Here is a 12,762-nt window from a genome sequence, read left to right on the forward strand (position 1 = left end):
GGACATGCGCGCACTGCCGGCGGAAGAGCTGCTGCGGCTGTGGGACGAGTACCGGGACGCGTCACCGCACACGCGCGCCCTCGCCCTGGCCGCCGCCGCCGACGAGGACACCGGTTCCGTCCCGCCGGCCGAGCGTCCCATCGGCCGCGTCACCGCGCTGCTGCTGCGCCTGCGCGAGGCGCTGGCCGGTCCACGGATGGCGGCCACGGTCGGCTGCCCGGCCTGCCGCGGGACGGTGGAGTTCCAAGCGACGACCGAGGCGCTGCTCGCCCTCGAGGACAAGATCGTCGACGCTCCGCCGCCGCTGGCGCACGGAGGCCACGAAGTGGCCTGGCGATGCCTCACGTACCGGGACCTCCGGGCGGTGGCCGAGCACCCCGAGGCGGCCGACCCGCACCGAGGGGCGCTGCTGCTCCTCGAACGCTGCCTGCTGGGTCTGCGGCATCAGGAGCGGACCCTGGATCCGGCGGCCGTCGCACTGCCCGACGCGGTGCGCGAGGCGCTGACCGAGGCGATGTCGGCCGCGGACCCGCTCGCCGACGTCCTGATCGACCTCACGTGTCCCGACTGCGCGCACGCGTTCACCGCCGACTTCGACGTGGCCGCATTCGTCTGGGCCGAACTCGACTCCCGGGGACGGCAGCTGCTGCTCGACGTCGACACGCTGGCCCGCTCGTACGGCTGGTCCGAGACCGAGGTGCTCGCGCTGAGCGAGCGGCGGCGGGCGAGCTATCTCCGCATCGTCACAGGGGAACTGCCATGACCGATCTGCTGCACCGGCTCGCCTCCCGGGCCACCGGACGGCGGCACCGGCCCGCCACCGTACCGCTCCTGCCCCCGCGCGCCGCCGCCGAACGGCCGCCCCGGGAGCCCGTCGGGCCCGGTGACGACGGGGCCTCCGAGGAGGTACGGGACACGGCCGCGCCCGTCCGTGACGGCGCGGCGACCGGGCGGACCACCGGGACGGACGGCCCCACGGTCGACGCACGGCACGTCGCCGCCCCCGCGCCGCAGCCCGGACCACCTCCCGTCGTGCCCACCGTCCCCGGGGCGCCGCTCCGGCCGGCACCCGCGCCCGACGCCGTGATCCGGGAGGCCCCCACCGACGGGGAACACCGCGGCGCGGCGGGGGACACCGGGACGCACGGACGACCGCGCGTCACGCCGCTCCCCGGACCGCCCGCGGCCACCGTGTCGCCCCCGGCCGCCGTACCGGCCGCACGACCCTCCGCCGATCACGGCGGCCCCTCCCCGGTCCCGCACGACGAGCGGGAGCCCGGCCGGCGCCGACCGCGTCTCCGCCCTCCGGCACCCGATCAGGAGACCGCGCGGCCGACGCGGCCCGCGGAGGCGCTCGGCATGCCGGTCGCCCGCCCCGTACCGGGACCCGCTCCGGCGCCGCCGGGCCCGGCTCCCCGTACGCTCACGCCCCCGGCCTCCGGCGCGCCCGCCGATCCGGGCCCCGCCGTCACCATCACCATCGGCAGGGTCGAGATCCGCGCGGTCCCCCCGGCCCCGCACGCGTCGGCCCGGCCGGAGCCGGACGGCGGCCACCGGGGCGGGCCGGGAACGAGCGCCGGCACGCTGTCCCTCGGCGACTTCCTCCGCGGCACCGGGAACGCGCGATGAGCGCCGGGCCGCCGCGGGTGCGGATCGTCGTCGACGAGGTCGTGCTGCGCGGCCTGACACCGGCCCAGGCCGGCTCCGTGGTGTCGGGCCTGGAGCGGGCGCTCGGCGCCCTCGCGGCCGGCGCCGACCCGGCGGCCCTCACCGGGCGGACCGTGCCCGTGGTGCGCCCCCGGCTCTCCCGTACGCCCGCGCCCACCGCCGCCGCGCTCGGGGCGCAGGCCGCGACCGCGATCTGGACGGCCCTGGGAGGCGGACGGTGACCTCGCCCCGCGTCGTCAAGGGAGGCCTCGTCGAGGTGGACGTGACCACCGGTCGCGCCCTGCGCACCATCGCGCTCCAGTACAACCCGGACGCCCTCACCCGCACGGTCGCCGTCCAGGCGGCGGGCGCGGACGCCGGCCAGGCGCTCCGGCTGAAGGGCGTCGCCGTCGAGACGCTGCGCCTGGAGGCGGAGATCGACGCCACGGACCGGCTCGAGTTCCCGGCCGAGAACCCCACCACGGTCGAGTTCGGCATCCATCCCCAGCTCGCCGCCCTGGAACTCCTGGTCAACCCGCGCGCCACCACGCTCGTGGACAACGACGCCCTGGCCGCCAGAGGCATGCTGGAGGTCCTGCCCATGGAGACGCCGCTGACGCTGTTCGTCTGGAGCAGGCAGCGCGTCCTGCCGGTCCGCGTGACCGAACTGTCGATCGCCGAGGAGGCCTTCGACACCTCCCTCAACCCGATCCGCGCCAAGGTCACCCTCGCCATGCGCGTGCTCTCCGTCGACGACCTCGGCTTCGCCCACCGCGGCGGGGCCCTCTTCATGAGCCACCTGCGCAACAAGGAGGCCCTGGCCGCCCGCGCGGGCTCGGCCGCCCTGTCCGCCCTCGGCCTCGAGGTGATCTGAGATGCCCGACCCGCTCCAAGCACTCCTCGCGGCCGGCGCCGTCCCCACCGTCTCGCTGCCGCCGACCAGCCGCTACGCCGACGTCGGCGTCACGGCCCATGTCCGCCCTCCCGACCCCGGCGAGGAACCCGCGCCGCCCGTCCCGTACTTCCGCCGCCGGCTGTGCCCCGCCCCGGAGCGCTTCGCGCTGCTCCACGAGTACGCGACGACGGCCGGCGACCGCCGGGACCTGCTGGCGGCCGGCCTCCTCGGCGACCCGGAGCTGTGGTGGCGGCTCGCCGACGCCAACGGGGTCATCGACCCCGCCCGGATGACGCTGCCGCCGGGGCGCCGGCTGCGCATCACCCTGGCCGAAGGCGTCCCGGGAGCCGACGATGCGTGACCTGCCCCCGGGGCCCGTCCGGCTGCAGCTGTTCCTCGGCCCGGCCGTCCCGGTGCCCGCGCCGCGCTTCGTCCTCGACGCGCTGACCGGCCTCAAGGTCGAGAGCGGCGCCGGGGACGCGCAGAGCGGATTCGAGCTGACCTTCTCGATCTCCAAGGACTCCCCGGTCCAGGCGTTCTTCCCGGTCACCGCGCCGGTGTTCCGCTGCGTCGTCGCGGTCACCCTCCGCGGCGTCACCGAAGTCCTCGTCGACGGCGTCGTGACCCACCAGGACATGACGGCGGCCGGACCCACCTCGGTGCTCCACGTGAAGGGCAAGGACCTCAGCTGCGTCATGGACCTGGTGCCGTTCGACGGCCTGCCCTACCCCGCGATGTCACCGGCCGTGCGCGCCCTGACCGTCCTCGCGAAGTACGCGGCCCTGGGCTGCGCGCCGCTCGTGATCCCGAGCCTCCTCGAGGACGTGCCCATCCCCGTCGACCGCATCCCCGTCCACCAGGGCACCGACTACGCCTACGTCACGGCCCTCGCCAAGGAGGTCGGCCACGTCTTCTACATCGAGCCCGGACCGGTCCCGGGGGTGAGCAAGGCGTACTGGGGACCGGAGATCCGGCTCGGAGCGCCGCAGCCCGCGCTCAACGTCGGCCTCGACGCCGCCCACGACAACGTCGCCACCCTCAACTTCACCTTCGACAAGGAGAAGAGGGAGATCCCCATCGTCGCGATCCAGGAACGCACGAGCAAGGCCCCGCTGAACCTGCCCATCCCCGACATCGCCCCGATCCGGCCGCCGCTCGGTCTCGTCCCCCCGATCCCGCCGAAGCTCCACCGCATGACGGACACCGCGAACCTCAGCCCGCTCGCCGCCGTGATGAAGGGCGTCGCCCACGCCGCCCAGCACTCCGACGCCGTGTTCGGCACCGGCACCCTCGACGTCGCGAAGTACGGCCACGTCCTGCGCTCCCGCAGGCTGGTGGGAGTCCGCGGGGCCGGCACCGCCTTCGACGGCCTCTACTACGTCACCCGCGTCACGCACGACATCCGACGCGGTGCCTACACCCAGACCTTCTCGCTCGCCCGCAACGGCGTCGTGTCGACCGTCCCGGCGGTGCCCGTATGACCCAGACCCGGACCGACGCGGTCACCGGCTTCCTCGGCAAGTACCGCGGCACCGTCGCCAACAACGTCGACCCCCTCCAGATGGGACGGATCCAGGCCCTCGTCCCCGACGTGTCACCGAGCGTCTCCTCCTGGGCGATGCCCTGCCTGCCCCTCGCCGGGATCAACACCGGCGTCTTCGCCGTGCCGCCCCTCGGCTCCGGGGTCTGGATCGAGTACGAGCACGGCGACCCCGACCATCCCGTCTGGGTCGGCGGCTACTGGGGCAGCCCGGCCGAAGTCCCGCTGCTCGCCCGTGCGGTGCCGCCCGGCGTCGCCGGCATCACCCTGCAGACCACCCTCAAGAACGGACTGGTGATCAGTGACGCGCCGGGACCGACGGGCGGGATCCTGATCACCACCGCGACCGGAGCCATGATCTCGGTCAGCGACGTCGGCATCGTCATCAGCAACGGCAAGGGCGCGACGATCTCCATGACCGGGCCGACCACCGACATCAACCTCGGCGCACTGACGGTGGTGTGAACGATGCCCGGACCGATCCTCCACCTCGGCGCCACCCTCCTGTGCACCCACGCCGGACAGGCCACGCCCACCACGCCCTTCCCCCGGGTGACGGTCTCCGGGCAGCCCGTCGTCACCCTCGCCACCCCGTACGTGGTGGCGGGCTGCGGGCTCACCGGCACACCCACCCCGCCGTGCGTCACCGCCCAGTGGCTCGCCGGCGCCGTACGGGTCCTCGCGGGCGGCGCACCCGTCGCGCTCCAGTCCGGCACCTCGATGTGCACCCCCACCGGGACCCCACTCACCCCCCTGGCCGCCCAGACCCGGGCGATCGCCTCATGAGGGAGCCGGCATGACCATCGACCACCCCTACGACATCGACGGCAGCGGACGCACGGCGACGACCGGTCCCGACGATCACGTGCGCGACATGATCGAGCAGCTGCTGCTCACCTCGCCCGGAGAGCGGGTGATGCGGCCCGACCTCGGGGCGGGCCTTCTGCAGCTCGTCTTCGAACCGGGCGGCCCCGAAGCGGCGGCCACCACCCAGTACCTCGTGCAGAGCGCCCTGGAGCGGCACCTGGGCCAGGTCCTCACCGCCGACCGGGTCGAGGTGGAGGCACTCGACTCCACCCTGCTGATCACCGTCTCGTACGTGGTGCTGCGCACCCGCACCCGAGAGGTCGCCACCTTCCGCACCCCGGACGGCCGCCCGTGACCCGCTTTCCCTGCGCCAAGCCCCACCGCCTGCTCGCCCTCCGGCAGGCCGGCCCCCTGAGCGACCGCAACGCCATCGAGTACGTCGAGGTCCTCGACACCGCCTCGCCCCACCAGGACCTGCGCCAGCGCATCCTGTACGTCCGCCTCGTGCGGCCCGTGCCCGCGCTCCTGGACCGCACCAACGTCCTCATCGACGGCGGCGAACGCGTCCCGACCGTGACCGTCGACTGGGCGGCGGCGGGCAACCACCCCGACATGCCGCCCGAGCTGGTCGCCGGCCTCGACGAGCCCGACCACGTGCTCGTCGTCCGCACCGCGGAACGCGGGGACTTCTCGACCTACCGGCTTCGGCTCGTCACCAACCCGGCCTCGGACATCCCGCCCGCCGGCTTCGACCCGATGCTCGCCGAGGCCGAGTTCGCGTTCAAGGTCGAATGCCCCAGCGACTTCGACTGCGCCCCGGCCGACCCGTGCGTGCCCGAGCCGCCCGTCACGCCCGCGATCGACTACCTCGCCAAGGACTTCCAGGGCTTCCGGCGGCTGATGCTGGACCGGATCTCGCTGCTCGCACCCGAGTGGACCGAGCGCAACCCGGCGGACGTCGGAACCGCCCTCGTGGAGCTGCTCGCCTACGCGGCCGACGAACTCTCCTACCGCCAGGACGCCGTGGCCACCGAGGCCTACCTCGGGACCGCCCGGAGCCGGATCTCGCTGCGCCGGCACGCCCGGCTCGTCGACTACCGCGTCCACGAGGGATGCAACGCCCGTGTCTGGGTGCGGATCGGCGTCCAGGGCGGAGCGGCGGTCGAGCTGCCCGCGGGAACCCCGCTCCTCACGACGGTGCCGGACGTGCCGGTGCGGGTGAAGCCAGGCTCCCGGGAACTCCAGGCCGCCCTCGCCACCCGGCCCGTCGTCTTCGAGACGGTCGAAGCGGCCCTCCTGCACGCCGATCTGGCCGAGATGCGCTTCCACACCTGGGGCGACCAGGGCTGCTGCCTGCCGAAGGGAGCGACGGCGGCGACACTGCGGGGCGACCATCCGCACCTGAGGGCCGGGGACGTCCTGGTGCTCGCGGAGACCGTGTCGCCCACCACCGGACGGGAGGTCGACGCCGACCCGACCCGGCGCCGGGCCGTCCGCCTCGTCGACGTCCGGAAGTCCGAGGACCCGGTGGGCGGTCTCTTCGAGCAGCCCCAGACCGCCGATCCGCTGCCGGTGACCGAGATCGCCTGGCACGAGGACGACGCCCTGCCGTTCCCGCTCTGCCTCGGCGTCGTCGAGGGGGCCCTGGAGACCGCGCGCGCCTGGGGGAACATCGTCCTCGCCGACCACGGGCAGAGCGTCCCCGGCCCGGGCGGGTCCGGCGAACCGCTCGGCGAGGTTCCGCCGCCCCGTCTGGTCAGGGTGGCCCGGCCGGGCCGGCCCGACGTCTCCCCGCCGGGCCCGGTACCGGCCCGCTACCGCCCCACGCTCGCCCGCGGCCCGCTCACGCACGCCGACGCCCACCCCGCCCCGACCCTGTTCCGGCAGGCCGCCACCCCGGCCCTCCTCGACGAACTCACCGATCTCGCCTACGGCGACGAGCTGCGGACCCTGCTGGCCGCCCACGGGCGGCAGCCGGCGGGCAAGAAGGTCACCGTCCGCGGCGCCGACCCCCTCTGGTCGATCAGCGACGGCACGACCGTCCTGCGCGTCGCCCTCGCCGGGGGCGACCTGCTCGTCTCGGAACCGACGCGGCCCGCGTCGGCCGTTCCCGCCGCCGAGCCGCGCACGGCGCGTCCGGCCATCGACCTCGTCGGCGACCTGGGCGGCGACCGCCGGGACTGGCAGGTCCGGCCCGACCTGCTGGACAGCGCGGCGGCGGCCGTCGACTTCACCGTCGAGGCCGAACACGACGGGACGGTACGGCTGCGCTTCGGGGACGACGAACACGGGATGCGTCCCAGGACCGGCACCCGGTTCTTCGCCCGGTACCGGGTGGGCAACGGGCGGGCGGGCAACGTGGGTGCCGAGTCGATCGCCCACGCCGTGACGGACGACGACGCCGTCGTCTCCGTGTCCAATCCGCTGCCCGCCGCGGGCGGAACGGACCCCGAGTCCGCCGGGGAGATCCGCCGCGACGCGCCCGAGGCCTTCGCCGTGCAGGAGCGGGCGGTCACCGAGGCCGACTGGGCCGAGGTGACCGAACGCGTCGGCGCCGTGCAGCGCGCGGCGGCGACCTTCCGGTGGACGGGCTCCTGGCACAGCGTGTTCGTCACCGCGGACCGGCGCGGCGGCAAGCCCGTCGACGCCGCGTACGAGCGGGACCTGCGCGCCCGGCTGGAGCGGTACCGGCTGGCCGGCTACGACCTGGAGGTGGACGGACCCGTGTTCGTCCCCCTGGAGATCGGGCTGCGGGTGTGCGTGGAGCGCACCCATCTGCGGTCCGACGTCGGGGCGGCGGTCCTGGCCCGGCTGAGCGACTCCACCCTGCCGGGCGGCGGCCGAGGCCTGTTCCACCCGGACCGCCTCACCTTCGGCCGGCCCGTGCACCTGTCCACCGTCCTCGCCGAGGTCCACGCCGTGCCCGGCGTGGAGTCGGTGGACGTCCACACCTTCCAGCGGCAGCGCCTCCCGGAGACCAGCGGCCTGGAGAGCGGCGTCCTGGAGATGGGACGCCTGGAGATCGCCCGCCTGGACAACGACCCGAACTTCCCCGAGCGCGGCATGCTCGACCTCACCCTGGGAGGCGGCCGATGACCGCGACCATCCCCGCCGGAACCGAAGGGACCTGCGGCTGCTGCTCGGGCACCTCCGCGCGCACCCCCGGCACCCTCGGCAACCGGCCCGGGCTCCCGGAGATCGCCTATCGCAGCGGTGTGCACGGCGACTTCCGGTCGAGCATGGTCACCGCCCTCTCGGACGCGAACCGCCCCCGGCTGGCCCGGCTGCTCACCCGCGACCCGGGCGACCCGACGATCGCCCTGATCGACGCCTGGGCGGTCGTCTGCGACGTCCTCACCTTCTACAACGAGCGTCTCGTCAACGAGTCGTACCTCCGCACCGCCACCGAACGCGTCTCGCTCCAGGAACTGGGCCGGCTCGTCGCGTACCGGCTCTCGCCCGGCGTCGCTGCCGAGACGCACCTGGCCTTCTCCCTGGAGAAGCCTCCGCAGACCGGGCAGCCCACCGGACTTCCGCCCGACCCCGGCCTGGTCCCCCCGGCGCCGCCCACGGCCGTCGACCTGCCCGTCGGCCTGAGGGTCCAGAGCGTGCCGGGCCCCGGCGAGCGTCCCCAGCTCTTCGAGACGGTGGAGGAACTCCCCGCGCGCGCCGAGTGGAACGCCCTGCCGGTCGTCCCCACCAAGCCCTACCCGCCCGTCAAGCGCAGGGTCGACGCCTGGTTCGACGGCGACGTCCTCCCCGTCCGCGTCGGCGACGCGATCCTCTTCGCGAGCGACGACCTCGCCCACGACAAGTGGGACGTGCGGCTCGTGACCGCCGTCGAGCCGGACCCGCCGCACCACCGCACGCACGTCCGCTGGGACCGGGGGCTCGGATCGGACGCCCCGTACAACGCACCGGCCGCCCGGCCGGAGGCGTTCGTGCTGCGCAGACGGCTGCGGGTGTTCGGCCACAACGCGCCGGTGTGGCGGGCGATGAACGAGGAGTTCCGCAAGGGATATGTGATCGCGGTCGGCGCCCAGGGCCACGAGGACGACGCGGAGTGGCCGAAGTTCGCCGCCGTCAGCGAGCACGACGAGTTCGGGGAGACCGTCACCGTCGTCGACCTCGACGGGTCGCAGCCCGACGTCGTGGTCGGGTCCTGGGTGGTGCTGTCCCAGGAGCACGTGGACGAGGACACCGCCTTCTACCGGGAGCTCTACAAGGTGGAGGACCGGACGGAGTTCTCCCGGGCCGAGTTCGCCGTCTCGGGCACCGTCACCCGGCTGACGCTGCGGGGTGAACAGCCCCCCGCGGGCAGGAAGAGGGCCGACGGGTACACGTTCGGAACGCCGCGCGAGGTGACCGTCCTCGCCGTCTCCGTACCCCTCACGCTCGTCGAGGCACCGGACACCACCCCCGTGACCGCACGTGACCTCCTCGTCGAGGGCGACGCCACCGCCATGCTGCCCGGGCGTCGGCTCGTCCTGTCCGGCCGGGTCGACGGAGGCGCCGAGGAGCCGGCGGCCGAGCTCGTCGTCCTCGAATCCGTGCGCGCCGAGGGCGCCCGGACCCTGGTCAGGCTCACCGCGCCGCCCCGGCACCGCTATGAACGCGCGACCGCCGTCCTCTTCGGGAACGTCGTCAAGGCGACCCACGGCGAGACCGTGCAGCAGGTCCTCGGCGACGGCGACGCCCGCCGCCCCTTCCAGACCATGCCGCTGCTGCACGGCCCCCTCACCCACGTCCGCGCCGACACGCCGCAGGGCTACGCCTCCACCCTCGCCGTCCGCGCCGACGAGGTCGCCTGGCGAGAACGCCCCACCCTGTACGGGGCGGAGCCCGGCGACCGCGTCTTCACCACCCGCGACGAACCCGACGGCTCCGTGGTGGTCGCGTTCGGCGACGGCGCACACGGCGCCCGGCTCCCCTCGGGCTCGCACAACGTCCGCGCCGGCTACCGCAAGGGCACCGGCCTCGCCGGCAACCTGCCGGCCGACCGGCTCTCCCAGCTCATGGACCGGCCCCTCGGCGTCAAGGCCGCCACCAACCCGGTCGCCGCCGACGGCGGCGTCGACCCCGAGGACGAAGGGCACGCCCGCGTCTCCGTGCCGCTCGCCACCCGCACCCTCGGCCGCGCCGTCTCGCTGCGCGACTACGCCGACTTCGCGCTCGCCTTCGCCGGGATCTCGCTCGCCCGGGCCGACGTGCTGCGGCTGCGGCCCGGCCGGACGATCGTCGTCAGCGTCTGCGGACCCGGGGGCGGGGCGGCCCCCGACGCCACGGTCTCCCACCTCACGGCGGCCCTGCGCCGGTACGGCGACCCACTGGCCCGTGTCGAGGTCCTGGCGGCCCGTCAGGCACGGTTCCGGCTGGCCCTCGAGGTACGGGTGGACCCCGAGCGCGAGGCGAAGACCGTGCTCGCCGCCGTCGAGACCGCGCTGCGTACCGCCTACGCCCCGCTCGTCCGCGGCCTCGCCGCACCCGTGCACCGCTCCCAGGTGGTGGCCGTCGCGGCCGCCGTGCCGGGCGTCGTCGCCGTGGACCTGGACGCGCTGTACCGCGACCGACCCGGCCTGGAGAGCCGCCTCGTCGCCGCGGAGGCATCGGTCGACTCCCACGGCAGGGCGGTCGCGGCCGAGCTGCTCGCCCTCTCCGAAGCTCCCTTCGACCGGCTGCAGGAGATGCCGTGACCACACCCCGGCCCGAACCCACCACCGCCGACCGCCTGTACGCCCTGCTGCCCGAGGTGTACCGGCTGCGCGACGCCGAACGCGGCCATGTGCTGCGCGAGTTCGTCGACGTCCTCGCCACCCAGCTGGTGGCCCTGGAGGAGGACCTGGAGCAGCTCTACGACGACCAGTTCATCGAGACCTGCGCGCCCTGGGCCGCGCCCTACATCGGCGACCTCATCGGCTACCGGCCGCTGCACGGCGTGGCGGACAGGGTGCGCTCGCCGCGCGCCGAGGTGGCCCACACCATCGCCTACCGCCGCCGCAAGGGCACGGCCGCCGCCCTGGAGCAGCTGGCCCGGGACGTCACCGGCTGGCCGGCCCGGGCCGTCGAGTTCTTCGAACGCCTCGTGACCACCCAGTACATGAACCACACCAGGCTCCACGCGCGCGCCACCCCCGACATGCGGGACCAGGAGGCGCTGTCCTGGGGCACACGGATGAACGGGGCCTTCGACGACCTGGCCCACAGCGCGGACGTCCGCGCGATCGGGGCCCGCCCGCCGCGCCGCGCCGGACGGTACGGCATCCCGAACGTCGGGATCTTCCTGTGGCGCACCGAGGCCGTGCGCCTCGACCGCACACCGCTCACCCAGCACGCCGCAGGCGACCGACGGCGCTTCCGCGTCGACACGCTGGGCAGCGACTCGGCGCTCTTCGGCGCGCCGCGCACCGAGGAGGAGATCACCCACCTCGCCGAGCCCGAGGACGTGCCGCTGCCGCTGACCCGCCGCCGGCTCGCCGCCCGTCTCGACGCCTCGTACGGGAACGAGCGCGACCTCCTGCTGGCGAAGGCCGTCCGGAACGCGGCCGGTGCCTGGAAGCTCACGCCCGTGCCGACCTCCGAGGTCACCGTCTGCGACCTGTCCGACCTGCCCGGCGGCACCGGCGCCTGGGCGCACGCGCCCGCGGCGGGCAAGGTCGCGGTCGACCCCGAGCTCGGGCGGGTGTACTTCGGCACGGCCCTGCCCGCCACCACCAAGCCCGTCGCCACCCACCACTACGGGCTGGCCGTGCCGCTGGGTGCCCGGGGTTCGGCGCGCGGCGAGGCGACGACACCCCTGCCGCACCGCGAGGTCGCCGACGGCGAGGCTCCGCAGGCCCTCCTCGACGGCCTCGCCGGCGGCGGGACGCTGCGGATCACCGACTCCGACCGGTACCAGGACCTGCACACCGTGCAGACGACCACAGCCGCCGCGGGCAGCCCCGACACCGTCGTGTGGGTACGCGCCGACGACGGCGCCCGCCCCACGGTCGTCGTCCCCGACGGCCTGCGCCTCGCGATGGGACCGCGCACCACGGTCGTCCTCGACGGTCTCCTGGTCACCGGCGGCCCCGTCGTCCTGGAGGAGCAGGGCGACGGGGGCAACCGCACCGTCGAACTGCACGACTGCACCCTGGTCCCCGGCCAGAGCCGCACGGCGGACGGACAGCCCGCCCACCCCGAGCGGGCCTCCCTCCTGATCCTCGACCCCTTCGCCACCGTGCGGCTCAACCGGTGCGTCCTCGGACCGATCGTCGCCGTCGAAGGCGCCGACATCACGCTGACCGACTGCGTCGTCGACGCCTCCGCCCCGACAGCCGTCGCCCACTGCGGGCGTCCGGCACCGGCCGGCGGCGGCCCGCGCACCGTCCCCGACGAGGCCGCACAGGCCACGGGGGACGGCGCCGAGCCCGGCGGCCGCCTCCATCTGCGCGAGTGCACCGTCATCGGCGGCATCCACGCGGACGTGCTCGACGCGTCCAACTCGCTGCTGGTCGCCGAACTCGCCCCGGGAGACGTCCGCGAGGCCGCGGTGTGGGCCCGGCGCCGCCAGGAGGGCTGTCTGCGCTTCAGCCACGTGCCGGAGGGCTCGCGGACGGGGCGCCGCTACCGCTGCCGCCCGGACCCCGCCGACCCGCCCGGCACCCGGCGCGCCGACCGCCCGCACTTCACCTCGCTCCGTTTCGGCGACCCCGCGTACGCCCAGCTCGGCACGGCCACGCCGGACACCGTCCGGCGCGGTGCCGACGACGAGAGCGAGATGGGCGCCACCCATCTGCTGTTCACTCCGCGCCGGGAGAGCGATCTCCTGCTGCGGCTCGACGAGTACCTCCGCTTCGGACTCGAAGCGGGCTTCTTCTACGCGACCTGAGCAAGG

General features: G+C 75.0%; 12 protein-coding genes. All 12 read left to right on the top strand.

Annotated features, from left to right (window positions below; genetic code table 11):
* Positions 1-4 precede the first annotated feature (4 nt).
* From IE237_RS17265 to IE237_RS17320, 12 genes are read left to right on the top strand one after another with little or no spacing between them, the layout of a single operon-like run.
* On the top strand, positions 5-763 hold the full coding sequence (locus tag IE237_RS17265) for a hypothetical protein (RefSeq protein WP_189802850.1): 759 nt from the start codon (positions 5-7) through the stop codon (positions 761-763).
* Complete coding sequence (locus IE237_RS17270; protein WP_189802851.1) at positions 760-1,629, top strand: hypothetical protein; 870 nt, start codon at positions 760-762, stop codon at positions 1,627-1,629. The genes IE237_RS17265 and IE237_RS17270 overlap by 4 nt, the downstream gene beginning before the upstream one ends.
* Positions 1,626-1,889 (top strand): hypothetical protein, encoded by a 264-nt coding sequence (locus IE237_RS17275; protein ID WP_189802852.1) that lies wholly within the window; start codon positions 1,626-1,628, stop codon positions 1,887-1,889. The genes IE237_RS17270 and IE237_RS17275 overlap by 4 nt, the downstream gene beginning before the upstream one ends.
* Positions 1,886-2,521: a hypothetical protein gene (locus IE237_RS17280; RefSeq protein ID WP_189802853.1), complete on the top strand. Its 636-nt coding sequence runs from the start codon at positions 1,886-1,888 to the stop codon at positions 2,519-2,521. Before IE237_RS17275 ends, IE237_RS17280 begins: the two co-directional genes overlap by 4 nt.
* A 1-nt stretch (position 2,522) precedes the next feature.
* Positions 2,523-2,903, top strand: a complete 381-nt coding sequence (locus tag IE237_RS17285) for a LysM domain-containing protein (protein ID WP_189802854.1) — start codon at positions 2,523-2,525, stop codon at positions 2,901-2,903.
* On the top strand, positions 2,896-4,023 hold the full coding sequence (locus IE237_RS17290; RefSeq protein ID WP_189802855.1) for a hypothetical protein: 1,128 nt from the start codon (positions 2,896-2,898) through the stop codon (positions 4,021-4,023). The genes IE237_RS17285 and IE237_RS17290 overlap by 8 nt, the downstream gene beginning before the upstream one ends.
* Positions 4,020-4,547, top strand: a complete 528-nt coding sequence (locus IE237_RS17295; RefSeq protein ID WP_189802856.1) for a phage baseplate assembly protein V — start codon at positions 4,020-4,022, stop codon at positions 4,545-4,547. Before IE237_RS17290 ends, IE237_RS17295 begins: the two co-directional genes overlap by 4 nt.
* A 3-nt stretch (positions 4,548-4,550) precedes the next feature.
* Entirely contained in the window at positions 4,551-4,868 is a 318-nt protein-coding gene (locus IE237_RS17300) for a hypothetical protein (protein ID WP_189802857.1), read from the top strand.
* 10 nt (positions 4,869-4,878) lie between these two features.
* On the top strand, positions 4,879-5,244 hold the full coding sequence (locus IE237_RS17305) for a GPW/gp25 family protein (protein WP_189802858.1): 366 nt from the start codon (positions 4,879-4,881) through the stop codon (positions 5,242-5,244).
* A complete protein-coding gene (locus IE237_RS17310; protein ID WP_189802859.1) occupies positions 5,241-7,985 on the top strand; it encodes a putative baseplate assembly protein in 2,745 nt (914 codons plus the stop codon). The genes IE237_RS17305 and IE237_RS17310 overlap by 4 nt, the downstream gene beginning before the upstream one ends.
* Positions 7,982-10,582, top strand: coding sequence for a baseplate J/gp47 family protein (locus IE237_RS17315; RefSeq protein WP_189802860.1), 2,601 nt, complete (start codon positions 7,982-7,984; stop codon positions 10,580-10,582). Before IE237_RS17310 ends, IE237_RS17315 begins: the two co-directional genes overlap by 4 nt.
* Positions 10,579-12,756 (top strand): hypothetical protein, encoded by a 2,178-nt coding sequence (locus IE237_RS17320; protein WP_189802861.1) that lies wholly within the window; start codon positions 10,579-10,581, stop codon positions 12,754-12,756. Before IE237_RS17315 ends, IE237_RS17320 begins: the two co-directional genes overlap by 4 nt.
* The last annotated feature ends 6 nt before the right edge of the window (positions 12,757-12,762 follow it).

The sequence above is a fragment of the Streptomyces tanashiensis genome (genome assembly GCF_014648895.1).
GTDB lineage: Bacteria > Actinomycetota > Actinomycetes > Streptomycetales > Streptomycetaceae > Streptomyces > Streptomyces tanashiensis.

Bases quoted from the DNA above. Each gene is read 5' to 3' on its own strand.
- IE237_RS17295 (WP_189802856.1), top strand. From the start codon at position 4,020: ATGACCCAGACCCGGACCGACGCGGTCACCGGCTTCCTCGGCAAGTAC.
- IE237_RS17285 (WP_189802854.1), top strand. From the start codon at position 2,523: ATGCCCGACCCGCTCCAAGCACTCCTCGCGGCCGGCGCCGTCCCCACC.
- IE237_RS17265 (WP_189802850.1), top strand. From the start codon at position 5: ATGCGCGCACTGCCGGCGGAAGAGCTGCTGCGGCTGTGGGACGAGTAC.
- IE237_RS17290 (WP_189802855.1), top strand. From the start codon at position 2,896: ATGCGTGACCTGCCCCCGGGGCCCGTCCGGCTGCAGCTGTTCCTCGGC.
- IE237_RS17275 (WP_189802852.1), top strand. From the start codon at position 1,626: ATGAGCGCCGGGCCGCCGCGGGTGCGGATCGTCGTCGACGAGGTCGTG.
- IE237_RS17305 (WP_189802858.1), top strand. From the start codon at position 4,879: ATGACCATCGACCACCCCTACGACATCGACGGCAGCGGACGCACGGCG.
- IE237_RS17270 (WP_189802851.1), top strand. From the start codon at position 760: ATGACCGATCTGCTGCACCGGCTCGCCTCCCGGGCCACCGGACGGCGG.
- IE237_RS17315 (WP_189802860.1), top strand. From the start codon at position 7,982: ATGACCGCGACCATCCCCGCCGGAACCGAAGGGACCTGCGGCTGCTGC.
- IE237_RS17300 (WP_189802857.1), top strand. From the start codon at position 4,551: ATGCCCGGACCGATCCTCCACCTCGGCGCCACCCTCCTGTGCACCCAC.